General features: G+C 63.7%; 15 protein-coding genes. 10 read left to right on the top strand and 5 right to left on the bottom strand.

The annotated features are described in order from the left end of the window. The first annotated feature begins 10 nt into the window (after positions 1-10). Positions 11-3,148, top strand: coding sequence for an efflux RND transporter permease subunit (locus VEC01_RS11370; RefSeq protein ID WP_324900937.1), 3,138 nt, complete (start codon positions 11-13; stop codon positions 3,146-3,148). Positions 3,149-3,324: 176 nt separating this feature from the next. Continuing rightward, complete coding sequence (locus VEC01_RS11365) at positions 3,325-4,644, top strand: ATP-binding protein (protein WP_324900936.1); 1,320 nt, start codon at positions 3,325-3,327, stop codon at positions 4,642-4,644. A gap of 185 nt (positions 4,645-4,829) precedes the next feature. Here the strand turns inward: VEC01_RS11365 and VEC01_RS11360 are convergent, their stop codons facing one another. From VEC01_RS11360 to VEC01_RS11340, 5 genes are all read right to left on the bottom strand, one after another. Next, positions 4,830-5,363: a response regulator gene (locus tag VEC01_RS11360; protein WP_324900935.1), complete on the bottom strand. Its 534-nt coding sequence runs from the start codon at positions 5,361-5,363 to the stop codon at positions 4,830-4,832. Beyond that, positions 5,360-6,697, bottom strand: coding sequence for an HD domain-containing phosphohydrolase (locus VEC01_RS11355; RefSeq protein WP_324900934.1), 1,338 nt, complete (start codon positions 6,695-6,697; stop codon positions 5,360-5,362). The genes VEC01_RS11360 and VEC01_RS11355 overlap by 4 nt, the downstream gene beginning before the upstream one ends. 181 nt (positions 6,698-6,878) lie before the next feature. After that, positions 6,879-7,733 (bottom strand): HDOD domain-containing protein, encoded by an 855-nt coding sequence (locus VEC01_RS11350; RefSeq protein ID WP_324900933.1) that lies wholly within the window; start codon positions 7,731-7,733, stop codon positions 6,879-6,881. Continuing rightward, positions 7,730-8,059, bottom strand: coding sequence for a hypothetical protein (locus VEC01_RS11345; RefSeq protein ID WP_324900932.1), 330 nt, complete (start codon positions 8,057-8,059; stop codon positions 7,730-7,732). The genes VEC01_RS11350 and VEC01_RS11345 overlap by 4 nt, the downstream gene beginning before the upstream one ends. Next, positions 8,056-9,813: an EAL domain-containing protein gene (locus VEC01_RS11340; RefSeq protein ID WP_324900931.1), complete on the bottom strand. Its 1,758-nt coding sequence runs from the start codon at positions 9,811-9,813 to the stop codon at positions 8,056-8,058. The genes VEC01_RS11345 and VEC01_RS11340 overlap by 4 nt, the downstream gene beginning before the upstream one ends. 346 nt (positions 9,814-10,159) lie before the next feature. Between VEC01_RS11340 and VEC01_RS11335 the strand changes: the two genes are divergently transcribed. From VEC01_RS11335 to VEC01_RS11300, 8 genes are all read left to right on the top strand, one after another. After that, the gene (locus tag VEC01_RS11335) at positions 10,160-15,424 is read left to right on the top strand and encodes a trifunctional serine/threonine-protein kinase/ATP-binding protein/sensor histidine kinase (protein WP_324900930.1); all 5,265 of its coding nucleotides are present in this window, start codon (positions 10,160-10,162) and stop codon (positions 15,422-15,424) included. After that, positions 15,418-16,845 carry an ATP-binding protein gene (locus tag VEC01_RS11330; RefSeq protein WP_324900929.1) on the top strand — a complete coding sequence of 476 codons (1,428 nt, stop codon included), beginning with the start codon at positions 15,418-15,420 and terminating at the stop codon, positions 16,843-16,845. The genes VEC01_RS11335 and VEC01_RS11330 overlap by 7 nt, the downstream gene beginning before the upstream one ends. Positions 16,846-16,936: 91 nt before the next feature. Continuing rightward, entirely contained in the window at positions 16,937-18,304 is a 1,368-nt protein-coding gene (locus tag VEC01_RS11325) for an outer membrane beta-barrel protein (protein WP_324900928.1), read from the top strand. 115 nt (positions 18,305-18,419) lie between these two features. Beyond that, positions 18,420-19,622: an amino acid ABC transporter substrate-binding protein gene (locus VEC01_RS11320; protein WP_324900927.1), complete on the top strand. Its 1,203-nt coding sequence runs from the start codon at positions 18,420-18,422 to the stop codon at positions 19,620-19,622. Between the two features lie 34 nt (positions 19,623-19,656). Next, on the top strand, positions 19,657-20,532 hold the full coding sequence (locus tag VEC01_RS11315; RefSeq protein ID WP_324900926.1) for a branched-chain amino acid ABC transporter permease: 876 nt from the start codon (positions 19,657-19,659) through the stop codon (positions 20,530-20,532). A 70-nt stretch (positions 20,533-20,602) separates the two neighbouring features. After that, a complete protein-coding gene (locus VEC01_RS11310) occupies positions 20,603-21,571 on the top strand; it encodes a branched-chain amino acid ABC transporter permease (RefSeq protein ID WP_324900925.1) in 969 nt (322 codons plus the stop codon). 6 nt (positions 21,572-21,577) lie between these two features. After that, on the top strand, positions 21,578-23,251 hold the full coding sequence (locus tag VEC01_RS11305) for an ATP-binding cassette domain-containing protein (RefSeq protein ID WP_324900924.1): 1,674 nt from the start codon (positions 21,578-21,580) through the stop codon (positions 23,249-23,251). Positions 23,252-23,284: 33 nt separating this feature from the next. Then, positions 23,285-24,481, top strand: a complete 1,197-nt coding sequence (locus tag VEC01_RS11300) for an amino acid ABC transporter substrate-binding protein (RefSeq protein WP_324900923.1) — start codon at positions 23,285-23,287, stop codon at positions 24,479-24,481. Positions 24,482-24,584: the final 103 nt, after the last annotated feature.

The raw sequence follows: 24,584 nt of genomic DNA, 5'->3' as shown, positions 1-24,584 counted from the left end.
GGAAGGCATCATGCTCAACAAGATCATCGAATGGTCGGGCAGGAACGTGTTCCTGGTGCTGCTCGCAACGCTGTTCATCATCGCCGCCGGCGTGTGGGCGGTGCTGAAGACGCCGGTCGACGCGCTGCCCGACCTGTCCGACGTGCAGGTCATCGTCTACACCGAATACCCCGGCCAGGCGCCGCAGGTGGTGGAAGACCAGGTGACCTATCCGCTCACCACCGCCATGCTGTCGGTGCCGAAGTCGCGCGTGGTGCGCGGCTTTTCCTTTTTCGGCGCGTCCTTCGTCTACATCATCTTCGAGGACGGCACCGACATCTACTGGGCGCGCTCGCGGGTGCTGGAATACCTGAACTTCGCGTCCGGCCGCATGCCGCGCGGCGTCACGCCGCAGATCGGCCCGGATGCGACCGGCGTCGGCTGGGTCTACCAGTACGCGGTGCTGGCCAAGGACCGGACGCTGGCCGAGCTGCGCGCGCTGCAGGACTGGTACCTGCGCTACCAGTTGTCCAAGGCGCAGGGCGTGGCCGAGGTCGCCTCGGTGGGCGGCTTCGTGCAGACCTACCAGGTGACGGTCGATCCGGTGCGGCTGCGCGCCTACGGCATCCCGCTGGCGAAGGTGAGCCAGGTGATCCGCGACTCCAACCGCGACGTCGGCGGGCGCGTGGTCGAGATGGCCGAAACCGAGTACATGGTGCGCGGCAAGGGCTACCTGCGCGGGCCGGCCGACCTGGAAAACCTGGTGGTCAAGAGCGAGAAGGGCACGCCGGTGCTGGTGCGCGACATCGCGCGCGTCGAGCTCGCGCCGGACGAGCGGCGCGGCCTGGCCGAGCTGAACGGCGAAGGCGAGGTGGTGTCCGGCATCGCCATGGCGCGCTACGGACAGAACGCGCTCGAAGTCATCGGCAGCCTCAAGGAAAAGATCGCCGAGGTCAGCAGCGGCCTGCCGGCGGGCGTCAGCATCGAAGCGGTGTACGACCGTTCGGAACTGATCCACCGCGCAATCGAGACGCTCAAGCATACGCTGCTGGAAGAAAGCATCATCGTCGCGCTGGTCTGCATCGTGTTCCTGCTGCATGTGCGCAGCGCGCTGGTGGCGATCCTGATGCTGCCGGTCGGCGTGCTGATGGCCTTCATCGCGATGCGGCTGTTGGGCATGAACTCCAACCTGATGAGCCTGGGTGGCATCGCGATCGCGATCGGCGCGATGGTCGACGCGGCGATCGTGATGATCGAGAACGCGCACAAGCACCTGGAGCGGCTGAAGGAGGACCATACGAACCGCGAGCGGGCGGACGCGATGCTGGCCGCCTGCCGTGAAGTCGGGCCGTCGCTGTTCTTCTCGCTCCTGATCATCACGGTGTCCTTCCTGCCGGTGTTTACGCTCGAATCGCAGGAAGGCAGGCTGTTCTCGCCGCTGGCCTACACCAAGACCTTCGCGATGGCGGGCGCGGCGCTGCTGTCGATCACGCTGGTGCCGGTGCTGATGATGCTGTTCATTCGCGGCAGGATCATGCCGGAGGCGAAAAATCCGGTGAACCGCTTCCTGATCTGGTCCTACCGGCCGCTGATCCGAGGCGTGATGCGCTGGAAAAAGCTGACCATCGCGGTTGCCCTGGCGGCGCTCGCGGCGACGCTCTATCCGGCGTCGCGCCTGGGCAGCGAATTCATGCCCACGCTCAACGAAGGCACGCTGCTCTACATGCCGTCCAGCCTGCCCGGGATGTCGATCACCAAGGCCGCCGAGCTGATGCAGACGCAGAACAAGATCATCAAGAGCTTCCCGGAGGTGGCGTCGGTGTACGGCAAGGCAGGGCGCGCCAATACCGCGACCGACCCGGCGCCGACCGAGATGTTCGAAACCGTGATCAACCTGAAGCCGGAATCGGCGTGGCGGTCCGGCATGAACATGGACAAGCTGATTGCCGAGATGGACAAGGCGCTGCAGTTTCCCGGCGTGTCGAATGCGTGGACGATGCCGATCAAGGCGCGCATCGACATGCTGTCGACCGGCATCCGCACGCCGATCGGCATCAAGGTGTTCGGCAAGGACCTGGAAGAGATGGAAAAACTCGCGCGCCAGATCGAGGCCGTGGTCAAGCAGGTGCCGGGCACGACCTCGGCATTTGCCGAACGCATCACCGGCGGCTACTACCTCGAGATCGAGCCCGACCGCGCGCAGCTCGCGCGCTACGGCATGGCGGTGGGCGAAGTGCAGGAAGTGATCGGCACCGCCCTCGGCGGCGACATGGTGACCACCACGGTCGAGGGGCGGGAACGCTTCGGCGTGACGGTGCGCTACCCGCGCGGCCTGCGCGGCGATCCCCAGCAGATCGCGCGCGAGGTGCTGGTGCCGACGATGGACGGCGCGATGGTGCCGCTCGGGCAGCTGGCGCGCATCGCTATCGCCAAGGGCTCGCCCGGCATCCGCACCGAGAACGCCTTGCTGTCGGCCTACATCTATGTCGACATCCGCGACCGCGACATCGGCGGCTACGTGGCCGACGCGCGGCGCGCGGTCAACGAGCAGGTGAAGTTCCCGCCGGGTTACTACGCGACCTGGAGCGGGCAGTTCGAAGCGATGGAGCGCGCGGTCGACAAGATGAAAGTGGTGGTGCCGCTGACGCTGCTGATCATCTTCCTGCTGCTCTATCTCAACTTCAGGCGCTTGACGGAAACGCTGATCGTGATGCTGTCGGTGCCGTTCGCGCTGGTGGGCGGCGTCTGGCTGATGTGGCTGCTGGGCTACAACATGTCGGTGGCGGTGGCGGTCGGCTTCATCGCGCTGGCCGGTGTGGCCGCGGAAACCGGAGTAGTGATGCTGATCTACCTCGACCATGCGTGGACGGAATCGAAGCGCAAGTGCGCGGCTGCCGGACGCGCGCCGGATGCGGCGGACTTGTACGAAGCCGTGATGGAAGGCGCGGTGGAGCGGGTGCGGCCGAAGATGATGACGGTGGTGGCGATCATGGCCGGCCTGCTGCCCATCCTGTGGAGCACCGGCGCCGGCTCGGAAGTGATGAGCCGGATCGCGGCGCCGATGGTGGGCGGGATGATTTCCTCGACGGTGCTGACGCTGGGCGTGATTCCGGCACTGTATGCGCTGGTGATGCAGTGGCGCCTGAAGAGGGGGCTGGAGCGCGGATAAGCGGGCGGCGCGCGGCGTGGAAAAGGACACGTTGCGCGGCCGTCCGCCGCGGTCATGCGAGGGGTGCAAAATGAAACCATTGGCGCTATGATGAAAGCGGAGCGGCGCGCGGCGCAATGCCAATGCCTGGGTTGACTCCGATACTCTCGCAACTGGAAACAATCGGGCGGAACGGCATGGAATTTGAAGAGTTCGACGCGTTCAATGCATCAGCCGGCCATCCGCCTGTCGCGCCACCGGCTCCCGAATCCCTCACGTCGAACATCCGGCTGCAGTATCTGGTCGATAACACGCCCGTCATCATCTACAGCAGCGTGCCGACCGGCGACTTCAAGATGACTTTCGTGTCGGGAAACGCGCAGCGCGTGCTCGGCTATCGCCCTGAAGACATGGTGGCCGATCCGAATTTCTGGTTCAACCACATTCATCCCGATGATATTCCAGCCATTTTTTCCAGCCTTGCCGGCGTGTTCGTCGACGGCCAGCGTACCTACGAGTACCGGTTTCGCGCCAGCGACGGCCGTTACGTCTGGATGCATGACACCTTGCGCCTGATCCGCGACGCGCATGGAAATCCGCTCGAGGTGATCGGCTCGCTGACCGACATCACCGACCGCAAGATGATGGAAGAAGCGCTCAAGAAAAAGGGGGAGGAGCAGCAGGGCCTGATCAGGAAATTGCAGGAGGCGCACGACCAGCTGCTGCAGTCTGAAAAGATGGCGTCGATCGGCCAGCTCGCCGCCGGGATCGCGCACGAGATCAACAATCCGATCGGCTTCGTCAACTCGAACATGACGACGCTGGGCAAATATATCGAGACGCTGTTCCAGACTGTCGACGGTTATGAGCAGGCGTTCGCGTGCCGGGCGCCGGATCCCGATCTGGAAGCGCGGGTCCGCCAATTGCGGCAACAGTCGGACCTCGACTTCCTGAACGAGGATGCGCCCGCGCTGGTCCGGGAGTCGATCGACGGACTGAAGCGCGTGAAGGACATCGTGCAGGCGTTGAAGGACTTTTCCCATGTCGGCGAAAGCGACTGGCAGATCGCCGACCTGCACCACGGGCTGGATTCGACGCTCCATATCGTCGACAACGAAATCAGGTACAAGGCGAGGGTCGTCAAGGAATACCATCCGGCGCTGCCGCAGATCCGTTGCCTCGCATCGCAGCTGAACCAGGTTTTCCTGAGCCTGCTGATGAACGCCGCGCAGGCGATCAGGGAAAAGGGTGGCATCCGGATCCGCACCGGCCACCAGGCGGGGTGGGTATGGATTGAAATCACCGACACCGGATGCGGCATTCCGCCGGAAAACATGAACCGGATCTTCGAACCATTCTTCACCACCAAGCCGGTCGGAAGCGGCGCCGGGCTCGGCTTATCGATGTCCTACAGCATCGTGAAAAAGCACGGCGGCAGGATCGATGTCGCCAGTGAAGTCGGGAAGGGCACGCGCTTCACAGTGCGGTTGCCGGTGCCGGCGGAGGATGGCGCGTGAGTCAAAGCTGTCTATCCTGACCGTCTATAAAGGACCATAGGATAGGGGAGCGCCAAGGTCGAGCGAAGCCCACCGTTCGCCCCAGATGCGGGGATGGCGGGTTTCGCTTCGCTCTACCCACCCTACGTGCCCGACCGGTAGTCCCGCGGCACGGCGATCCCAGATGCACTGTCAGGGCGATTGCGTCAGTCGAGGTGCACCGCGCCATCCTCTCCCCAGTTCACGCGCGTGATGCCCGGTTCCAGCGCTTCCAGCCGCTTCTTTTCGAGCGTCTGCGCGAGCGCCTTGTCCTGCTGGCGCCGGATTTCGTCGGCCAGCTTCCTGTCCTCGAGCAGCTTGTCGCGCCGCGCGATCCCGAGCCGGATGCTTTCGGCGACGTCTTCCGCCAGCCAGGGTTTCGGGAGATAGCGGAATACTTCGGCTTCGTTGACCGCATGTACGATGGTATCGAACTCGGCGGACGCCGAAAGCATGATGCGCACCGCATCCGGCTGGATCTGCTTGACCATGCGCAGGAAGGCGATGCCGTCGAGGCCGGGCATGCGGTAATCGGAAATGACGAGATCGAAATCGACTTCGCTGCAGCGCACGAGCGCCTTGTCCGGTTCGGTGAAGAGTTCGGCGACCAGGTCTGTTTCGTCAGCATGCAGGCGCAGCGTGCGCTGCAGCGCATGCAGCACCCGCAGTTCGTCGTCGACAATGAGAAAGCGGCGCATCATGTTCTCCGTTCCGGCGCATGCACGTAAATGGTCAGCTTGCGGTCGACCGACTGCTCGAAATCGAGAATCTGCCGGATCACGCGTTCGTCGAGCCGGTTTTCCGCGGACAGCAGCAGGAAACCGTCATGCGTGATCAGGTCGCGCGACAGCACCATGCCCGGACGCAGGGCATGCGCGCGCATGGCGACTTCAGGCTGTACCTCGGCCGTCCTGCCGCTGATGACTTCCTGGAAGACGGCGACGATCTGCGGATCGTAACGCGTGCCCTGCGCCTGGACGACGGCGGCCACCGCTTCGTCGGCGCGCAGGCTGCGCTGCAGCAGCACGCCGTTCTGCAGGTTGTCGAAGTCGCTCGCCAGCGCAAGGATGCGCGCGCCCAGCGGAATGTTGAAGCCGGACAGGCCGTCCGGAAAACCCTGCCCGTCGAAGCGTTCGAGCTGCGCGCGCAGGATGCGCGCGGCGCCGCGCAAGTCTTCGAGCGGCATCAGCAATTGCTCCGCGCGCAGCGGATGCCTGCGGTATTGCCCGAGCTGTTCGCCGTTCATCGTGTTCACCGGCTGCGCCAGCAGATCGTCGGAAAACGCGATCTTGCCGATGTCGTGCAGCAGCGCGGCCACGAAGACTTCCTGCACTTCCTGCTGGTCCAGTTCCAACTTGATCGCAATCTTGCGCGCAAGGTCGGCCACGCGGCGGGAATGTCCGGCCAGCTTGCCTCCCCGCATTTCAATCACGCTCGAGAACACCTTGATCGAGGTAAGAAAGCTCGTCTTGAGCTTGTTGTTTGCTTCGACCAGCCGGTCGTGCGCCGCGCGCAACGCGGTGGTGCGCTCTTCGACTTTCGCCTCGAGGCCGGCGTTCAGCGCGCGCAGTTCTTCGTTCTGCTGCAGCGTCAGCAGCTCGAGCCTGCGCTTTTCCTGCTCCAGCACGCGGCGTTCGAGCGCATGGCGGACGACGAGCACGATGTCGGTATCGTCCCACGGCTTGGTAATGTAGCGGTAAATCTCGCCGCGGTTGATGGCGGCAAGGATGGACTGGACATCCGCATACCCCGTGAGCAGAAGGCGGATCGTTTCCGGCCAGCGCTTGCGCACCCGCTCAAGGAACTGCGCGCCGTCCATCTGCGGCATGCGCATGTCGGAGATGACCAGATCGACCGGTTCGCTCTCGAGAATCTGCAAGCCGGCGGCGCCGCTGTCAGCCGTCAATACCTGGTAGCCCTGGGTGCGGAATACCCGCCGCAGCGACGACAGGATGTTCTGCTCGTCATCCACAAAGAGGATGCTCGGCTGCGCAGCCGCGGTCAGCCGGTCTTCCATTGCCGCAAGATCATTCATGTCCGCGTGCTTTCTTATCCCTGGTCAATCCCGGTGAGGCGAATCGGCGGGGCGATGGGAAGCGACGCGCCTTTACCATTTTATTACCCACCCTGTTGCCATTCCATCTCCGCGCAACCAAATCCAAACTCCGCTCCATCCGCGCCCCCCAGTGGCCTCTGCGCCACGCATCCCGGCCGGCTCATCCGGCCGTGTCGCCGACAAGCACCTGGCAAGCCTCCTCGAACTGTATTTCCGTCTCTCCCAGTGTTTCCATCACCCGCGCTTCGGGCAGCCCGAGATTGTCCCAGGCCGCGTCGGACAGCGGCGGCACCAGGTCCGTCGGGTCTTCCGACAGGTCGAGCGCGTGCGCGATTGCATCCGCGACGTGCACAACGGCGGCCAGCGAGCCGGTCTCGAGCGCGTCCGGCTCGTGATGGCTGGCGACGGCCTTTTCCATCACGAGCGGGAACTTCCAGTGCCGGGCAAGCGCGCTGCCGACCATCGAATGGTCTACGCCGAGCACGCTCTGTTCCGCCTCGAACAGGTAGCAATCGCTTTGATTGCGGCAATCGAGCGTCTTTTCGTATTTCTCGAGAAAGCAGGTCACCAGCACGAGCCTGCCGATGTCGTGCAGCAGTCCGGCCATGAAGGCATATTCCGGGTCGACATGGACGTGGCGGGCAAGCGACCTCGCGCAGACCGCGGTGGCGAGCGAATGGCGCCAGAAAGCGGGAAAGTTGAAGGATGATTTGCCGTCGATTGCAATACTGCCGGTCACGGCGGCGGCGGTGATGAGCGTGCGGACGCTCTGGAAGCCGATGACCGCGATCGCTTGTTGAATCGTCGTGATCTTGTGCTGCAGGCCATAAAACGAGGAATTCGCAAGACGCAGTGTTTTCGCCGTCAGCGCCTGGTCGCGCGATACCTTGTCGGCGAGCGTCTTGACGTCGACGTTTTCCTTTCCGATCGCATTCAGCATCTCCGTGACGACGACAGGCAGGGAGGGCAGGTCGTGGACCTTGCCGATGACTTCGTCAATGGTAAGAACGGTCATGTCGGCTGCTCCATGCGGAGGTTGATGACGTAACGCTGCAGCAGGCCGCTTGCGCCCTGCGCGCCGCAGCGGCGGAACAGGCATGCGATGCGTTCGCGCGCCCGTTGCCGCAGCGCCTCCAGTTCCGCTTCCGACAATGGCATCGCGTTACCGGTCATGATGGGCAGCGCGGTCACGCCGCGCCGTTCCAGCGCCGCCAGCACCGCATCGGTCAGTGTCGCTCCCTGTGGCAGGAGGACTTCGCCGCGCGCATCGTACAAGGGTTCGGACAGCGTCATGCCAGGCGTGGCCTGTTCCAGGGGGAGTTGATTGCGATAATTGATCATGACTTGCTTTCGCATTTCACCAGGCTAAACAGCGTTCCGCGGGAACGCGACTTTTCCCCCATCGGGGAACGCGCCACCTCGAACCAGATGCCCTTGCGGCACACGCTGCGCGCCTGCCCCGCATCCTGCGGCTGGGAAGAGGAATCGAACAGTTCGGGCAGGACTGTCCGCGCATCGCTGCCCAGCAGGCTGCCGAATCCGGACAGCAAGGCTTCGGCAGCGTTGTTGGCAAAGGCGATCATGTGGTTCTCGTCCGCGCCGATCACCGGCACCGCGACGTGCCGAAGAATTTCGCGGACGATATCCAGGCCGACTTCCGTGCGCGCGATCTCCTCCTGCTTGCGGCGCAGCAGCTCTTCCATATGCCGGTTGGCCATCGCCAGTTCCTGGTCGGCGGTGCGTACTTCAAGGTCCAGCCTCTGATTTTCGTCCGCCATTTCCTTGTGCCGGAACGCTTCCGCGATGTGCTCGCGCAGCAGCTGGTCGTCCCACGGCTTCGTCAGGAATTTGTAGATCGAGCCTTCATTCACCGCATCGGTGACCGCCTGCAGTTCGGTATAGCCGGACAGGACGATGCGCACGGTTTTGGGACAGATGCCTTTGGCGGTGCGCAGGAATTCGACCCCGGTCATGCCGGGCATGCGCTGGTCGGATACGATGACGTCCACTTCATTCTGCGCGAGCAGCTTGAGCGCTTCCTGTCCGCCGTTCGCGATCAGGATGTCGTAACCGTCGCGCCGGAGCAGGCGCCGCAGCGCGGCGAGTATGTTCTCTTCGTCGTCGACCAGGAGAAGCGTGCGGTGTTTTTTCTGCAGCCGAAGCAGATGGTCCGGCAGGCGGCGTCCGGTGACGAGCATTGCCTCGATTTCCTTGGGCGCGACCGCCGGACTATAGAAGAAGCCTTGAATCTCATCGCACATGTGGCGTCGCAGGAATTCGCACTGCGCCTCGGTTTCTATGCCGACTGCCACCACACGGATGCCGAGGTGGTGCGCCATGGCGATGATCGCCTTGACGATCGCTTCGTCGTCGGCATTGAACAGCACCCTGCGCACGAAGGCGCGCTCGATCTTGACGCGGTCGAAGGGAAGGCGCTTGAGCCAGGTGAGCGAGGAGTATCCGGTTCCAAAGCCGGCGAGCACCAGCGACACACCGACCGCCTTCAATTGCCTCAATATCGTTTCCGACCCGGAGGGGTCCTGCATCAGGACCGGTTCCATGATTTCCAGCGACAGGCAGGACGGGTCGATGCCGGCTTCGCTCAGCGCGCCGCTGACGCGTGCCGACAGTTGCGGGTCGCGGAACTGGGACAGCGAGATGTTGACTGCAACGCGCACGTTGGGAAAGCCGTTGTCGGACCAGGTGCGCAGATCGCGGCATGCGCGGCGCAGGACCCAGTCGCCGATAAGATGGATCAGGTCGCTGCCTTCCGCCTGCGGCAGGAATTCCAGGGGCGGAATCAGGCCGGCTTCCGGATGCTGCCAGCGCACCAGGGCCTCTACACTGACCATTTCTCCGGTACGCAGATCGGCCAGCGGCTGGTAGTACAAACACAGCTGCTCTTTTCCAATCGCGTGCCGCAACTCGGCTTCGAACGGCGAGGGCGCGGGCGCCGCGATTTCCCGCGCCTGTCCCTCAGTCGTGCTTGGCTGTGCTTGAACATCCTGGTCCACGATGATGCGCTCCACTTCACTCAGACGGGCGTTCTCCAGACTCGAGACCGCGCCACAATTCTCGAAGCCAAACGCGGGCATGCCAACCTGAAAGAGTTATCAGTATGCGGTGTGTTCCATCGTCGATTTAATGGGTCGTGTCTGTGCATACAGCAGCGGCGAAAGTAGCCGGGCAGGTGGTTGAGTTCCTTCAGACTAGGAGCAATATTTCTTCATTTCAAGAAATATCTTTCTGCTGCTTTTTGGTGCGTTGTGTGCGTGGAATTGGTGCAAGCATCAGGCGGTTTTCAAGGCATTGTGAGTTGCGGTTTTTAATCGTGCTCGCTTGAAAAATTGCGCGCGTGTTTCGCTTGAAAAAGCAGAACGAGCGAATATGCTGAACCTCTAGAAAATAATTTCCAACGAGAACAACCAGGGGAGTGGTTCGATGAATCTTGGCGCCGCGCAGGAGGTGACACCGGCCCCTGGAGTCCACGGCATGCAGGTTCTGCATCAGAGCAAGCACACCCGCATCTTCCGGCGCGACTTGCCGGATGGTCCGGGGAGCATCATTTGCAAGGAGCCGATCGGGACGGATGCGTGGGAGCGCGTACGGCATGAAAGAAAAATCCTGGAGCGCCTGGCCGGCATCGACGGTGTACCCCGGCTTGTGGCGAAGGCATGCGATGGCAGTGTCATCGCGATGGAGGATGTCGCCGCGTTGCCGCTACTCGAGACGCTGCGCGGCCAGGCGCCGGACCAGCCGGCGTTGCTCGACCTGGCAACGAGGCTGGTACGAATAATCGCGGCGGTCCACCGTTGCGGCGTTATTCACCAGAACATCAATCCGGCCAACATACTCCTGGTAAAGCCGAGCGGGGAGCCGGTCTTGATCGACTTCCGGCTCGCCGCGACAGTCAGCGAGGCACACCCCGCATTTACCCATCATCGACAGATCCTCGGTACGCTTGCGTACATCTCGCCGGAGCAGACCGGCCGTACCGCGCGCGCGGTCGACCTGCGTACCGACCTCTATTCGCTCGGCGCGACGCTGTATGAACTGGCAACCGGTCGGCGGCCGTTCGAAGTGGACGATCCGCTCTCCCTGATTCATCACCATCTGGCCTGCACGCCGCCGGCGCCGGTGGCGCTGGCGCCGTCGCTGCATCCTGTTTTTTCCGCTATCGTGATGCGGCTTCTCGAAAAGGAGCCGGACAAGCGTTACCAGAGCGCCGACGGCCTGCTGCATGACCTGAACCGCCTGCGCGAACGGCTGGCTACCGGCCAGGTTGAAGCATTCCCGTTGGGCGAGCATGATTTCCCGCTGCGCCTGTCCCCACCCTCGCGCCTCATCGGGCGGCAGGTAGAGGTCGCCACCTTGCTTCGCGTCTTTGAACGCGCAATGCACGGGGAAACGCGCGGCGTGCTGGTGGCGGGCGTGCCCGGGGTCGGCAAGACAGCCTTGATCAAGGAGCTGCGTTCCGTCGTCACCGCCAGGCGAGGCTGGTTTGTCTCGGGAAAATATGACCAATACCGCTTCGAGACGGTTGCTGGCGGCGCCGTATCGCAAGCGATGCGCTCCCTCGGCCAGTTGCTGCTGGCCGAACCGCAAGGCGAGATTGCCAGGCAACGCGAACACATCCTCCAATCGCTCGGGCACAACAGCAGGTTGCTGGCCTCGCTGGTCCCGGAATTCGCGGCCTTGCTGGGTATCGAGCCCGACACCGACGCCGGCGATCCGATCGAGGCGAGCCAGCGGCTGAGCGAGGCGGCGCTCGCGCTGCTGCGCGCCGTCGTATCGCCCGCAAGGCCGCTGGTAATGGTGGTCGATGACTTGCAATGGGCGGACCTGAACGCAATCGGCTTTGTGGACAGGGTATTCAGGAATGATGACCTGCATGGCTTGCTGCTGGTGGGCGTCTACCGTGACGTCGAGGTTGACGAAACCCATCCCCTGGCGCCGATGCTCAAGCGCTGGGAAGGCATGGAGACGGCACCGCTGCGCCTGAAGCTGAATAACCTTCCTCCAGCCGACCTGAGCGCGCTGCTGGCGGAAATGCTGCGGCTCGATGCCGGCGAAGCGGACAAGCTGGCGGAAGTCACCGGCGCGCGCACCGGCGGCAATCCCTATGACACGGTGGAACTGGTCAATGCGTTGCGCCATGACGGCGTGCTGGTCGCCGGCGAATCCGGCTGGAAATGGGATCCGTCGGCGATCCGGCATTACGTCGGACGCGGCGACGTGGTCGATCTGCTGACGGTGCGCATCCACCGCCTGCCGCAGGAATCGCAGGCCTTGCTCGAAGTGATCGCGTGCCTCGGAGGGGAGCTCAGTGTCGGCCTGTTGCAGGACGCGACGGAGGAGGACGCGGCGGCGATGGAAGCTCGGCTGGCCCCGATACTCGAGGACGGGCTGCTCGTGACCGAGCAGGGCATCGAAAACCTGATGCGGTTCCGGCACGACCGCGTGCAACAGGCCGCCTACGGACGCCTGCCCCTGGCCAGGAAGCGCCAGCTGCACCTGGCGCTGGCGCGCGCACTGGCGCAAAAGCCGGACCGCCGGCATCTCGCGGCGGAGCAATATCTCCCGGCGATCGACGAGGTATGCAGCGACGACGAATCGCGCCTCGCAATCCGGCTGCTGCGCGATGCCGCTGCCAGCAGCAGGCTGAGCAATCCTGTGGTGGCCGAACGCTTCCTGTGCGCCGCGCTCGGCGTTCTGTCCAGGCTGCAAACGGAAGACGACGGACCCTTGTCCATTGCAATCGAGACCGAGTACCATGCGGTGCTCTACAGCCTGGGCCGGCTCGAAGAAGCCGACCGGGTCTACCGCTCGCTCGAGCATCGCAATCCGGGCGTGCTGGAGATCGTCAAGGCGGCATGCGTGCAGATCAGCAGCCTGGCAAGCCGCGGCATGCCGGGAGAAGCCGTGCGGCTCGGTCTGGGCCTGCTCAAGCGGCTGGGCTGGACGGTCCCTGAAGACGATTTCGGCGCCGACGTCGAACGGCGTCTGGATGGATTCTTCACCTGGGTGCAGGAGATCGGGGCGCAGACCCGCGAGACCACGGACCTGCATGTCCAGCTGACGGCGAAGCTGATCGAAAGGATGGTCGCGCCCGCCTTCTTCCATGAGCCGCTGATCAACTCCTGGCTAGTGCTCGTCAGCCAGGAACTCTGGGCAAAGAACGGCGTATGCGCGCCGATGTTGCCGATCATCGCGGGCGCGCCCAATTTCACCACCGCTTTCCGGCAGGATTTTCGGACCGGATACAACGCCGCCAAGTATGCGCTGGCGGTGGGCGGCACGTACCGCTACGAGCCGGAGACATCGTTTGCACGGTTTCTCTTCGCCGAACTCGGCGCGCACTGGTTCGAACCTCTGGAAATCGGCGTCGCGCAGTCGCAACTGGCGCGCGAGAGCCTGGTGCGCGGCGGAGACCTGCACGTGGCCGGCCTCGCATACTACTCGTCCATCGTCGGCTTGCTTGACTGCGCACCTGCGCTGGACGTCTATGCGGCGGAAATCGAGGCCGGCATCGCCTTCGCCACGCGCACCTGCAACCATCACGCGGAAAGGGCGTTCCTCGCCCATCGCCAACTTCTTCGCGCGCTGCGCGGCGCGACGTCGGCGCCCGGCGCGTTCGCTGACCAAAACTTCGATGAAGAAGAATACCTGGCGACGCTCGGCGCCAATCCGATGGCGCTGGCCATCTTTCATATCCTGCGCGCGTACAGCGCCGCCATATTCGGCGACGACGCATCGTTGTCCCGGCACGTCGACGCCGCGGTTCCCGCCTTGCCTTACATCGGCGCCTCGTATCTGCTTGCGATCTGGCAGCTCCTGAAGGGGATATCGCTTGCGCGACGCGCTTGCGGCGCGGCTGCCGCCGAGCGCGCCGCGCTGCTGGACGAACTCGACCGGTGCCGCGACTGGATGGCCTGCCGCGCCGCCGATGCGCCCGAAAATTTCCTGCATCTGCTCAGCCTGATCGAAGCCGAGCGCGCCGCGGCGTCGGATGACCACATGGCGGGCGTCGCGTTTTTCGACCGCGCGGTGCGCGAAGCGGCTTCCCGCCCGCGGCCGGGCCATCACGCACTGATCGCCGAACGCGCCGGCCTATTCTTTCTCGGCCGCGGAATGGAGCATATCGGACAAGCACTGCTCGAAGAGGCATGCCGCGCTTATGAGATATGGGGCGCGCATGGAAAAACGCAAGCGCTCCGGCAGGCCTATGCCTTCCTGCGCTTCGACGCGCATCCTGAAACATCGCGCGACCGCGACGGCATTTCCATCGACACCGTCGACATGCTTTCCATCCTGCGCGCCTCGCAGGCCCTTAGTTCCGAAACCAGCCTGGCCCGTCTGCGCACGCAAGTCGTGACGCTGCTGGCGGAAATGACCGGCGCGACGGCGGTCTCGCTGGTGATCTGGTACGACGAGCCTGCGGACTGGTTCATCCTGCGCTCCGAAGACGAGACTGCTGCGCCTGTTTCAGTCAACGATCCGGCGGCGCCGGTGCTGCTGCCGATGGCCATTTTCCGTTATGTCGAACGGACCCGCGAACTGCTCCTGATCGACGATGCGGCGCGCGACCATCGCTTTGCGCATGATCCTTATCTTTCCAAGTTCGAGAGCTGTTCGATACTTGTCGTGCCGATTCTGAGCCAGGGAATGACGCGCGCCATCCTGTATCTCGAAAACCGGCTCGGCCGCGGCGCGTTCACCGACGAGCGCCTGGACGCGATCAGCCTGATCGGCGGCCAGCTTGCCGTTTCGCTGGAGAACGCGCTGCTGTATGAGAACCTGGAACAGCGCGTGCAGGAGCGCACCCGGGAACTGCGCGCCGCGCAGAGCCAGCTGGTGTCCACCGCCCGCCAGGCCGGCATGGCGGAAATCGCGACCAACGTGCTGCACAACGTCGGCAACGTCCTCAACAGCGTGAACGTTGCGGCGGACATCATCAACCGCAAGGTGCGGTCCCTGGAAGTAAAGGGCCTGTCGCGCGCCGTGGGCCTGCTGGACGAGCATGCCGCGGACCTGGGCCACTTCATTACATCGGACAGGAAGGGCAGGATGCTGCCGGACTACCTGCGCAAGCTGGCCAGCGTTCTTGCCGCGGAACAGGAAGGCACCATCGTCGAACTCGAGCAGCTGACGAAGAGCATCGCGCACATCAAGGAGATCGTGGCCATGCAGCAGTCGTACGCCTGCAGCGCAAGCGCGGCCCGCGTCGTGATGGAGACGGTCCGCGTGCAAGACCTGGTCGAAGACGCATTGCGCATGAACGTGGAGCGATTCATGCGCCATCAGATCAAGGTGAGGAGCGAGTTCGCGGACCTGCCGCCGCTGCGGCTGGACAAGACGCGCGTGCTGCAAATCCTGGTGAACCTGGTCAGCAATGCCAAGCATGCGATGGAACGGATCAGCGACCGGCCGCACGAAATCAGCCTGCGGGTGGACGCAACCCCGGAGCGCCAGTTGCGCATCCGGGTAGCGGATAACGGTGAAGGAATTTCACCCGAGAACCTGATGCGCATTTTTTCTCATGGCTTCACTACACGCAAGGACGGACATGGATTCGGGCTGCACAGCTGCGTCATCGCGGCCAAGGAAATGGGCGGGATGCTGACGGCGCACAGCGACGGACCGGACAAGGGAGCGGTGTTTACGCTCTTGCTACCGATGCAGGCGGGGGAGGACGACTTATGCTAGCCAACGAAATGAGCAACCGGCGGGTACTGCTCATCGACGACATGCCGGGGATCCATCAGGACTTCCGCAAGATTCTTGTCCAGGCCACGCAGGCGCAGGCCGAACTCGTGGAGGCAGGGGCCGCGCTCTTCGGCGACGAAGAGGCGAAAGGGTCCGGCCTGGTCATCCCTTCGTTCGAGGTCGACTCCGCCTACCAGGGGCAAGAGGGACTGGCGAAGGTCTGCGAGTCCTTGAAGGAAGGTCGTCCCTACGCGATGGCTTTCGTGGACATGAGAATGCCGCCGGGCTGGGATGGCGTGGAAACCATAGAAAGAATCTGGAAGGAAGACGAGCGTCTGCAGATCGTCATCTGTACCGCCTATTCGGATTACTCGCTGGAAGAGGTATTGAAGCGGCTCGATATCAGCGATCGCCTGCTGATCCTGAAAAAGCCCTTCGACAGCGTCACCGTCTACCAGCTCGCCAATGCGCTTACCGCGAAGTGGGAGCTGATGCAGAAGGCGGCGATGCAGATGAGCCTCCTCGAGGATGCCGTCTGCGAACGCACCTGCGAGATCAAGAAAACGAACGAAGCGCTGCAAAATCAGATCGCCGAACGCCAGCGCCTGGAAAGCCAGTTGATCCAGTCGGAAAAGCTGGCATCCATCGGCCAGCTAGCCGCCGGGGTCGCGCACGAGATCAACAATCCGATCGGGTACATCTCTTCCAACCTGGGTACGCTCGGCAAGTATCTCACCAGCCTGTTCGAGATGCTGCAAGCCTACGAGGAAGCGGAAGGCGCGCTGCCAGCCGCCGAGGCGCTGTTCCGTTTGAAGCAGTTGCGCGCCAGGCTGGAAATCGACTACCTCAAGGAAGACATTCCGGTCCTGATGCAGCAATCGAAGGACGGGGTCGACCGCGTGCGGCAGATCGTCCAGGATCTGAAGGACTTTTCGCGCGCGGACACCGCCTGCGAGTGGGAATACGCCGACCTGCACCAGGGAATCGATTCCACGTTGAATATCGTTGCCAGCGAAATTAAATACCGGGCGGATGTCGTCAAGGAGTATGGAAGCATCCCGGATATCGAATGCCTTCCGTCGCAGATCAACCAGGTGATCATGAACCTGGTGGTCAACGCGGCGCAGGCTATGGGGCCGGAGCGCGGCCGCATCACGATCCGCACGGGCAGCGCCGACGGCAGCCATGTGTGGATCGAAGTGGAGGATACCGGATCGGGCATCAGCCCGGAAAACCTGCCGCGCATATTCGATCCCTTCTTTACAACCAAGCCGATCGGCAAAGGCACGGGACTCGGCCTTTCGCTCTGTTACGGCATCGTCCAGAAGCACAAGGGGCAACTTGACGTGCGCAGTGAGCCGGGAAAGGGAACGACTTTCAAGGTGACCTTGCCGGTTCAGGTGGCCAAGGAAATTGAATAGACGTCGTCAGTTCGTTTGCCGGCAAGGGCCACATCGAAGGGCCCCGGGCGTGGACGACAGCGGATTTGAATAACAGATGGGAGAGGAACACATGTCGTACACGAAATTGACCACGCTGGCGTGGATTGCAGCAAGCGGACTCGCCGCAACAACGGCGCAGGCGGCGCAGCTCCCTGCGGAGGAGCCGGCGGAAGGATACCTGTTCAGGCGGATACTGGGAGACGCAACACTGGACAGCTACGGCATCCGCGCGCACGGCTACATGCAGCTTGGCCTGGCCCGCAACGACAATTCCTCGTCCGCCGCGAGCGCGGGCGGCGGTTCCAATTTTCCAGTGGCGCCGGGCGACGAAGGGTTCAAGCTGGAAGACCTGAAGCTTTTCATCGGCAAGCCGATCAAGACCAATATCCTCCCGCATATCACCCCGCTGCCGGGGCCGACGCCAACCGCGTCTTCCTTCGGCTTCCAGGCCGAGCTGATGTACGGGCGGAGCGGCCAGCCCGGGGCGATGTTCGGGTTCGATAAGGACTGGGGCATCAATCAGCCGGGTGCGAGCAACCCGTCCCTGGCTGCGGCGAACAGGCAAAACTTCCTTGCCGTTCCCCAGTTGTATCTGCTGGCGTATTTTCCGGTCTGGAAAGGCATGGCTCTCAGCGTCGGCCGTTTCGGTTCCGGCATCGGCTATGAAATCCCGCCGCAGACCAGGCCGACGCCGAACGCCTTCTATTCGAGAAGTTACGCATTCGTTTCGCAGCCCAGCCAGGTGGCCGGACTGCTATGGTCCGTGAACCTGGCGCGGGGCGCCTCCGGTTTGCTCGCGGGCGAGATCGGCGTCGTGAACGGCTGGCAGAACTGGCAGGACAACAATCGATCGAAATCGGTTCTCGGTGCATTGCGCTGGCGCAGCGAGGACATGCGCGACGCGCTGAATTACGCGTTCATCACCGGAAATGAACAAAACGATCCCGGCACGACGGTTCAAGCGCCGGTCTCCCTGATCGTGTCGCCGCGCGGGCAGCGGCGCCAGCACCATACTCTCAGTGTCAGCCGCGATTTTGCGAATGGCTGGAGCGCTGCCGCCGAGATCGTCTACGGGCGGCAGGCGGGGGATGGCCAGGCGGATACCGTCAGCATCGTGACCGGGCCAAATTTCGGCGGCGCTTCCTACAACGGAAAGAACGGCATCCTGTCTTATCGGGCCTCTCCCTCAATGCGATATAGCGCGCGCCTCGAGCATTTCAGCGCGCGCGGCGGCTTCGGATTGTTTCCGCTGACCGCGGTGCGCAGCAACTTCAATGCCGTAACTCTTGGATTCCAGTACGACCTGAACAAGTTCGTGGCTTTCAGGCCCGAGATCCGGTACGACTGGCAATCACGGCACAACGCCGTGCTGGCCTTTGGCAGGGGGACGGCGAGCGACCAGACCACGGTCTCGGCCGACATGGTCATCCGGTTCTGAGCGGCTGCAACCCGAGGCGCCTCGCCCGCGCGCATGGCATGGTCCGGCGTGCTGCCCGCACCGGGACGGCGAGCTGTCAGTGATTACCTGATTCGATGAAATCGTGGTGGAACTTATGAATCGACATTTCTTCAACCTGCGCAAGCTTCTTTCGTGTACCTGTGTCTCTTTCGGCATGTCTCTGGCGGCAATCGCGCCGGCGGCGGACGCGGAGGAAATCGTGATTGGCGCGTCGCTGCCGTTGAGCGGGCCGCTCGCCGGATTCGGCCGGGACCAGCAATGGGGCTATCAGGCGGCGATAGACGACGCGAACAAGCGCGGCGGCGTCACGATCGACGGAAAAAAGTACAGCTACCGCCTCGTCGTGCGCGACGACAAAACCGACCCGAGCGTCACCGCCAGCAATACCGAGACCCTCATTTCCAAGGATCGCGCGCTGGTCATGCTCGGCTCCTGCACGCCCGCGCTCGTGAATGCCGGCGCGCTGGTGGCCGAGCGAAGGAAAGTCCCGATGGTCACCGGTTGCAACCCGCTCGGCGCGTTCCGCTCGGTAAGAAAATGGACTTATGTATGGGACATCTTCTTCGATGAAGCCGAACTGGCGGAGGCGCCGTTCCGGATGTTGAAGGAGCTGAACATCGACACCGACAAGTCGGTCGCGCTTTTGCACGATAACGGCCCGGACGGAAAAGTGGTGGGCGGAACGCTCTGGCCGCGGCTCGCGCAGGCGGGAGGCTATGCAGTGAAGCAAAAAGCGGAATTCCCGGTCGACAACATGCAGTTTACGGCGATCGTGAGCGAGCTCAGGACCAAGCGGCCGCAGATCGTATTGGTCGACGCGACCGCGCCGCAAGCGATCTCGCTAAGGAAGCAAATGGCGGCGGCCGGCTATCAGCCCAAGGTTCTGGTGATGGAAAAAGGGGCGGAGTCCGAACAGTTCGCGCGGGCGGCCGGCGCGCTGTCCGACGGCGTGATGGTGGGGGCGTACTGGGACCCGAGCTTTGCCTATCCCGGCGCCCAGGAATTGGCCAGGCGCTTCGAGCGCGACACCGGCATCGCCGTCAGCCAGCATATTGCCGATTCCAACGCGGCCGCCAGCGTCCTGATCGATGCCATCGGCGCGGCGCAATCGCTCGATCGCGAGCGGATCAACCGGGCGATTTCCAGGACAGACAAGGCATACGTGGTCGGACCGGTCAAGTTTGACGAGACGAACACGTCGAAACTCCCGATAGCACTTTCGCAATGGCAGGGCGGGAAGGCCGTGATCATCTGGCCCAGGCGCGTGGCGACCGGCACCTACCTGCAGCCGAAGTAAAGACGGCGCCGCTCAACGACATCCCGGTGATCAAATGGAAACCTTGCATATCGCAGCCAACAGCCTGGTGTCAGGATTGCTTCTTGGCGGGGTGCTCGCGCTTGCCGCGCTCGGGCTGTCCATCGTGCTGGGCGTGATGGGGCTGGTCAACCTGGCGCATGGCGAATTCGTTGTCGCCGGCGGCTACCTGATGCTGTTCGTGCTGCAGCCGTTCGATATCGATCCCATGCTCGCGTTTCCGCTGATCGCCGCGATCATGGCGGCGATCGCGCTCGCGCTGCAGCGAACCCTGTTGCGGCCGTTGGCCGGCGGACCGCCCGAGTCGTCGATGATGACGATGTTCGCCCTGTCGATCGTGCTGCAAAACCTGTACTTGACGCTGTTTCAGGCCGACACAAGGTCGATTCAGCTGCCGTCGTCGGCGCAATCGGTGGAGGTGGGGCCGGTCAGTTTCGGCATGATCTATCTTGTCGGGTTCCTGATCTCGGTCCTGGTGATATTCGCGGCGCATTGCCTGATCACCTCGACCCAGTTCGGCCGCGACCTGCGCGCCAGCGCTGCCGATCCGGAGGCGGCAGAAATCGTCGGTGTCGATGTCGAACGGGTGCGCGGCTGGACGCTTGCCCTGGGCGCTGCCTGCGCCGCCCTCGGCGGCGTACTCGCCGGGGCAATCTTCGGCTTCACGCCGATCAGCGGGCCGGCATATCTGTTGAATGCGTTCGCGATCGTCGTGCTCGGCGGCCTCGGCAATGTGTTCGGAACGCTGGTCGGCGGCGTTGTTCTCGGCGTATTGCAAAGCGTTGGCGGCGTCGCCTTCGGCGACGGCTATCGCGATCTGGTGGGGCTGTTGGTGCTGCTGATCATCCTCGGGCTGTGCCCGCAGGGCCTGATGGGGCGAAAGCATGCGTAACCTCTCTACGAACGCGGCACCCGGCCGGATTCACGCATGGCTGCGCCGCCCGGCGTTCGCGACGGCCCTGGTGCTGGGCGTGCTCGGCCTGCCGGTCATGCTGCCGGGCCTCCTGGGCGACTACGCGCTGGAAGTCGGGTTTCGCCTGCTCGTGCTGTTGAGTCTTGCCGAGGCGTGGAACCTCCTTGCCGGGTACGGCGGCATGGTTTCGCTGGGAACCGCATCCTTCTTCGGCGTCGGCGGCTACGTCCTGATCGGGCTCATGAATGTCGCCGGGCTGCCGGTCCTGCCATCGCTGCTGATCGCCGCGCTTTCCGGCAGCGTGCTGGCGGTCCTGATGGCGCCGGCGGTGTTCCGGCTGCGAGGACTCTACTTCACCGTCGGCACGCTTGCGTTTTCGGAGGCGCTGCGCCTGTTCATGGTCAATTCGAACGACTTCGGCGGCGCGTCCGGCTGGATCGCAGCGCAGGATCCGCCGGACGGGCAAACCCTGTATGCATGGGCGTGGATGCTGTGTGCGTGCACGGCGGGCGTCTTCTCGCTTTACCTCGGGTCGCGCCTCGCGGTCACGCTGAAAGCGGTGCGCGACGACGAGACGGCCGCCGCGCAGGTCGGGGTCAACACCTTTCTGGTGAAGCTGCTGGCCTTCATGACCGCGGGCGCGCTGATGGCCGCGGCCGGGGGGCTGCAGGCGGTCAAGCTGGGCGCCATCGAGCCGTACGGCATGTTCGGCATGTCGTGGTCGATCGCAGTTCTTTCCATCGTGCTCATCGGCGGAATGGGCTGGAAAGGCGGCGCATTGCTGGGGACATCCTTTATCGTTGCGCTTGGCGAGTGGCTTGCCGACTATCCCAATGCCCATCTCGCCATTACCGGCGTCATTTTGATGGTGGTCATCCGCTACGCGCCGCAAGGACTTGCCGGCCTGCTGAATGGCGCGGCATGCCGGCGGTTCGGGGAGGGCGCGGATGAACCTGTTGCGCGCGCTCCGGGTATTCACGGTAAAGCCGCGCGGCCCGGCTCGCCAGGCAGGAAATAGGTGATCATGAGTATTCCCGTCAACGATGCGCAGAGTGGAAGCACGGCTCCCTTGCTGAGCGTGACCGGTCTGACCAAGCGCTATGGCGGCGTCGTCGCCGTCAACAAGCTGGACTTCAGCCTTCCTGCCGGGCAGGTACTGGGCGTGATCGGACCCAACGGCGCGGGCAAATCGACCCTGCTTTCCCTCCTGAGCGGCGCCGTACGCTGCACGGAAGGCACGATCGTCTTTAACGGGCGGGAGGTAACGGGGATGGACCCGGCGGCCCGCGCCCGTTCCGGTATCGGCCGCACTTACCAGGTTCCTCGCCCGTTCCTGAATATGTCGGTCGAAGAAAATCTTCTGGTTCCGCTGTACGCGAAAACGCCTTTTGCGCGCCGGGGCGGGATCAGGCAGCAGCTCGGGGCATTGCTGGAAAGGGCCGGGCTGCAGGACTTTTCACGCACCAGGGCGGCCGACCTGCCGCTATACCGCCGCAAGCGCCTCGAGCTGGCAAGGGCGCTCGCGCTCAAGCCGCGCCTTCTGTTGCTGGACGAAGTGGCGAGCGGGCTCGACGCAATGGAAATCGACGGGCTCATTGGTCTTATCCGCGACGTCGCCCGCGACATCGACGGCATCATCATTGTCGAACATGTCCAGGAGGTGGTGCGCGCCTGCTGTTCCACCGCGATGGTAATGAATTTCGGCGAGCGGTTCGCGCTGGGACCGGCGGCAGAAGTGTTGTCCAGCGACGATGTCGCGGCGATTTACCTGGGTGCCCCCGGCGCGCAGCGCAACCGGAGGAAGCTGCCCGCGACGCCGGTGTTCGCGCCCGGCAGCAGCAGCCGCCATCGCGAGCCCGGACAGCGGCGCGGCGGTCTGGCCGCACTGGTGGATGCAAGGGACATTGCGCCGCCCGGCGTGGCCCCGGCGGTGCTGCTCGAGCTCAAGGATGTCTGCGCCGGCTACGGACAGGCCGGCGTGCTGCACGACGTGAACCTGAGCGCGCAGGCTGGCCGGGTAACGGCAATCCTTGGCGCCAACGGCGCCGGAAAAACCGCGCTTTGCCGGGTCATTGCCGGCGCATTGCCCCCCGTTTCCGGACGTGTTCTTTTCGATCGGCAGGATATAACCGGCCTCGGTCCGCACGCGATCACCGCAATGGGCATCGCGCAATGCATGGAAGGGCGGCGCATATTTCCCGCACTGAGCGTCGAGGAAAACCTCCTCGTCGCCGCGCGAGGCGTGTCGCGGGCCGACCGCCAGGAACGCCTGGAGACGGTTTACGGGAGTTTTCCCATACTGGGCGAGCGCCGCCGCCACCCGGGCACGGCGATGTCCGATGGCCAGCAGCAGATGCTTGCCATTGGCCGCGCGCTGATGGGGCGGCCGAGGATGGTTGTATTCGACGAAATCAGCCTGGGCCTGGCGCCGGCGATGGTGGACCGGTTATACGAGGTGCTGGCAAGCCTTCGGCAAGCGGGACTCGGCATGCTGCTCGTCGAGCAGGATGTGGAGCGGGCAATGGAACTTGCGGATGTCGTCCATGTTGTCCAGCACGGGCGCATCGTTCTGTCCGGCGGTCCGTCGCAGGTGCGCGACGAGGTGCGGCTGCGGGACCTGTACATGGGCAGCAGCGCCGGCGGCCGCGGTGCGGGTTGCGGCATGCCTTTAGCAACAGAAAACAGTGAAGTCATTTGAATGAAGCTGCCAGCATCAATGCGAGGAAAAACGATGATGTTTACGCTCCCGATCCGCCGCCTGTCCTGCAACATCTTGCTTGCGCTTCTTGCCGCCGTCGTCGCTTCGGCGCCGCGCGCGGAAGCGCCGCCGATCCGGATCGGCATGTCGCTCTCGCTGAGCGGCTCCGGAGGCGACGGGCAGGCGGGGGCATCGGGGCGCCTGAACCGGACAGGCTATGAATTGTGGCAAGCGCTGGTCAATCAGCGCGGCGGCATCCTCGGGCGCAAGGTCGAACTGCTGATCCGGGACGACCAGGGCGACCCCGGCCTGACCGCGAAGATTTACGAAGACCTGATCCTGAAGGAAAAAGTGGACCTCCTGTTCGCCCCATACTCGAGCGCGCTGACCCTGGCAGCCGCGCCGGTCATTGACAGACACGGCTATCCATCGCTCGTCAATGCCGCGATTTCCGAGGAAATCTGGAGCAAGGGTTACAAGAATATTTTCGGCATGTTGCTGCCTTCGCAGCGTATCGCCGTGGGCTTCCTGGCAATGCTGTCCGATGCAAACATCAACAAGGTGGCCCTGATCGCCGGGGAAGACTCCTGGTCGGTGAGCGCAAGGGAGGGGGTGAAGAAGTGGGCGGCGCAATACAACATCGTGCTGACCACGGTCATCAGCGTCCCGAAGGCGACCACGGACTTCGAGGCGATCGCAATAAAGGCGCGCCAGTCGGGCGCGGAGGCGGTGCTGCAGCTCGACTACCTCGAGCAGGCGCTGCAGTTGCGCAGGGGCCTGAAAAAGGCCGGCTGGTCGCCGAAGGCGTTTTACAACGCGGTGGGCGGCAGCCACCCGAAATACCTCGAGCTGCTGGGAGAGGAAGCGAACGGGACCTTTTCGACCACCATGTGGGAGCCGCGCGACGACCTGTTCCCGGAGTCGACGCAATTCGTGAAGGATTACACCGCCCGTTTCGGCGTCCAGCCGACCTGGCAGGCGGCCGCCGTGTATGCGAGCGGGCAGGTGCTGGAACGCGCGATCCAGAAAGCCGGCGGAACGAACCGCGACAGGTTGCGCAAGGTGCTGCTCGAGCTCGACATGGACACCGTCATCGGCCGGTACACCGTCGCGCCGTCCGGCATCCAGACCAAGCGTTTTCCGGCGATTTTTCAGTGGCAACAGGGCAGGGCGGAACTGATGTGGCCTTCGGAAGCGCGAACAAAAGCGCCCCAGTTCGGCAAGTACTGACGGCGGCGCCGCCTTGGCAGGCGCCTGGGGCGCGGCGAAGCGGCGCATTTGGCAATGCAGCGTGTACATGGCGGGCGGTCCGGGCTCGACAGGGCAGTCCGGC

Source organism: Noviherbaspirillum sp. (assembly GCF_035627455.1).
Taxonomy (GTDB): Bacteria; Pseudomonadota; Gammaproteobacteria; order Burkholderiales; family Burkholderiaceae_D; genus Noviherbaspirillum.
Note: the sequence above shows the minus strand (reverse complement) of the source record. Positions and strands in the feature narration are given on the sequence as shown.

Coding starts and splice junctions, on each gene's coding strand:
- VEC01_RS11335 (WP_324900930.1), top strand. CDS start 10,160: ATGAATCTTGGCGCCGCGCAGGAGGTGACACCGGCCCCTGGAGTCCAC.
- VEC01_RS11315 (WP_324900926.1), top strand. CDS start 19,657: ATGGAAACCTTGCATATCGCAGCCAACAGCCTGGTGTCAGGATTGCTT.
- VEC01_RS11320 (WP_324900927.1), top strand. CDS start 18,420: ATGAATCGACATTTCTTCAACCTGCGCAAGCTTCTTTCGTGTACCTGT.
- VEC01_RS11345 (WP_324900932.1), bottom strand. CDS start 8,059: ATGATCAATTATCGCAATCAACTCCCCCTGGAACAGGCCACGCCTGGC.
- VEC01_RS11365 (WP_324900936.1), top strand. CDS start 3,325: ATGGAATTTGAAGAGTTCGACGCGTTCAATGCATCAGCCGGCCATCCG.
- VEC01_RS11355 (WP_324900934.1), bottom strand. CDS start 6,697: ATGAATGATCTTGCGGCAATGGAAGACCGGCTGACCGCGGCTGCGCAG.
- VEC01_RS11325 (WP_324900928.1), top strand. CDS start 16,937: ATGTCGTACACGAAATTGACCACGCTGGCGTGGATTGCAGCAAGCGGA.
- VEC01_RS11370 (WP_324900937.1), top strand. CDS start 11: ATGCTCAACAAGATCATCGAATGGTCGGGCAGGAACGTGTTCCTGGTG.
- VEC01_RS11330 (WP_324900929.1), top strand. CDS start 15,418: ATGCTAGCCAACGAAATGAGCAACCGGCGGGTACTGCTCATCGACGAC.
- VEC01_RS11300 (WP_324900923.1), top strand. CDS start 23,285: ATGATGTTTACGCTCCCGATCCGCCGCCTGTCCTGCAACATCTTGCTT.
- VEC01_RS11360 (WP_324900935.1), bottom strand. CDS start 5,363: ATGATGCGCCGCTTTCTCATTGTCGACGACGAACTGCGGGTGCTGCAT.
- VEC01_RS11340 (WP_324900931.1), bottom strand. CDS start 9,813: ATGCCCGCGTTTGGCTTCGAGAATTGTGGCGCGGTCTCGAGTCTGGAG.
- VEC01_RS11350 (WP_324900933.1), bottom strand. CDS start 7,733: ATGACCGTTCTTACCATTGACGAAGTCATCGGCAAGGTCCACGACCTG.
- VEC01_RS11305 (WP_324900924.1), top strand. CDS start 21,578: ATGAGTATTCCCGTCAACGATGCGCAGAGTGGAAGCACGGCTCCCTTG.